Source organism: Mycoplasma imitans ATCC 51306 (genome assembly GCF_000518305.1).
GTDB lineage: Bacteria > Bacillota_I > Bacilli_A > Mycoplasmatales > Mycoplasmoidaceae > Mycoplasmoides > Mycoplasmoides imitans.
The window spans coordinates 1-2,625 of sequence record NZ_JADI01000025.1 but is presented as its reverse complement, the minus strand read 5'-3'; the positions used below and the strand labels follow the sequence as shown (position 1 = coordinate 2,625).

At 31.7% G+C, this 2,625-nt stretch carries 1 protein-coding gene; it reads left to right on the top strand.

Annotated features, from left to right (window positions below; all coding sequences use genetic code 4):
• Nucleotides 1-140 precede the first annotated feature (140 nt).
• Nucleotides 141-2,162, top strand: a complete 2,022-nt coding sequence (locus P690_RS04030; protein ID WP_051420967.1) for a hypothetical protein — start codon at nucleotides 141-143, stop codon at nucleotides 2,160-2,162.
• Nucleotides 2,163-2,625: the final 463 nt, after the last annotated feature.

Genomic DNA, 2,625 nt, shown 5'->3' with positions numbered 1-2,625 from the left:
ATATGAAGAGTTAATGGATGTATTTCCGAACTTACTTAAGAAAAACTAAAAGTTCGAAAAAATCCAGATTACACAAAATTAGCTTCGTTCCCATAGTTAGCTTATCAATCGCTAGTTGTAATGCAATAATATCAAAAGATATGGATTCAGATCCAGGAAAAAATGGATCTAATAAGCCAGAAACACAATTGGAAGTTGTTAGAACTAATTTAAACAACTTGCTGAACAACCAAAATAGTATTTTATCATCATATGATGATTATGCTAAATTAAAGAAAAACCTATCTGATGCATACGCTGCTGCAACAACTGTTAAAAATAATCAAAACGCAAACTTAGAAACTCTTAATAGTGCTATCAGTACGCTAGAAAAAGCACTTAATACAGCAAGTTCAAATAGAACTAATTTCAATAATCAAAATACAGATTTAGTTCAAACGTATGGTTCTATAAAAGCGAACTTAAATAATATGCAAGCAACCTTGCAAGATTTACAAGGTTCTAATTACGATTCAATAAGAAATTATTTAAACGGGTTATTTGAAAGCGCTCAAAAAATTATAACCAATACATTAATTCCAACTGATGATGCTAACACGCCTAATTTGCAAAATCTTCAAACTTTAAATACTGATTTTACCACTTATGGTACACAACAATCTATTAGAATGCAAAAAGAAAGCGCAGACAATTTAGTTAATAATGGTTTTCAAAAGTATGCATTAACTCAAAATGGTTTAAGTGGTGTAGATCAAGAGCATAGTCAACCTCAACCTTGTAACTACGGTTTTGGGGCTTATAGTGTTAATATAGGAGATGGAACTACAACTGGACAAAGTACTACTCCGCCAACACAATCAATACTTAATTACAGCTATTTTAGAAGAAACCTGTGATCAACTGATACAACTATTGTTACAGACCAAACAGATCTAACTGATGTATCTTGAATTTATGGATTATTTGGTTCAGGCGCTAAATATTCATTTACTTTTAACTACTATGGACCAACAACTACAGGCTATTTATATTTCCCATATAAGTTAGTTAAAACTGGCGATAGCGTTGCATTGCAATATAAGTTAAACAACTCTAATCCAATAAGTATTGATTTTAGTGGTCCAGCGACTAATCCAACACAGACAGCTACTGGTAGCAGTGATGCTGGAGCTGCTTCTGCAAGCGGTACTTCTCCAAGTGGCTCTGCTGGAAGTGGTGCTTCTGCAAACACACCAGCTTCTACAAGTATGGTAAATCCAACCCCAACAGTTAGCAACATCAATGTAGCTACTTTAATGTTAACGGGTTTAAAATATGGTTCTAATACAATTGAATTTAGTTTACCAGCGGATGCAGGAACTAAAGTAGCACCAATGATTGGTAATATGTACATTAGTTCAACAGCTGATGCTAAAAATAAAGTCTACGATAGTATTTTTGGAAACAATCCATCAACTGATAATAATTCAATTGCAGTTAACTTTGTAACTGGATATAGTCTTGCTGCTGATTATTCTACTTATATGGGTCAATACACTAATACTTTAGCAAACGTTCCTGACTCAGTAAGCACTAGATATTTCTTAGTAAGTTATGTTGGTGGTACTAGTGTTCGTGGAGGAACTGACAATGCATGATATCAAAATGGAATGAATGCTCAAAAAGCTCCATCTAATACGAACGATCAAAGAACTTTTTCATTTTATGTAAATGCACCAAAGACAGGTAACTATTCTATAAAAGGTGTTTATTATACAGCTTATACTAGAGGTTTATTCTTTAGTGTAGAAGGTGGAACGACTACAAATAATTCATTGAACATAAACAACTTATTGTCATCAACAGCCACAAACGGTGTTTTAAGACAATTTGATACTAGTCAACAAAATGGGTCAAATAACAATCGTCAAAGTATTAGTAATTCAGCTTTATCATTTTCACAAACATCATTACCATTAACCAAAGGACTTAACAAAATTATTGTTAAAGGTAATAGTAGTAACATCAATGATATTAACAAAGAAACTCCTTATTTTGGTAATCTTACATTCACATATGTACCTGAAACAACTAGCCAAAGTTCGAGTTCTCAAAGCGGATCATCTCAACCAGCAGGCCAACCAGCTCCAACTCCAGCTCCATCTCAACCACAAAGAGCTTAGCATTAATTCTTAATAAACGCTTTAATCAATATTAATATTAAGCGTGCTTATAAACGAAATCGTGAAATTTAATACAATTCGAATTTCATGATTTTTTATTACACGTGAACTCGAAATTGACTAGGCAATAAACAATTTCTTTTTGTCTGTTCTTTAAGTTTTTGTAATAATCGCTAATATTAAAGTGACAGCTTTGACTTTTTAAAAACCATAGCTTTGCTAAAAAATCAAAGTAAATTTTTAAATAATTTTTATATTAAAATAGAAAAATCACAGCAAATTTAAAAGAATGATAACTTGATTTGGATTAATGATGACTATATCATAGTTAGGATACTAATTTAATCAAAATCATAATATGAAGAATAACAAATTAATAAGACTAATAAGTTTACTTGCTGTAGGTTCACTGCTAGGTTTATCTATTGGGAACGAAGCTAATTTTGTGTAATCTGGATTTTTT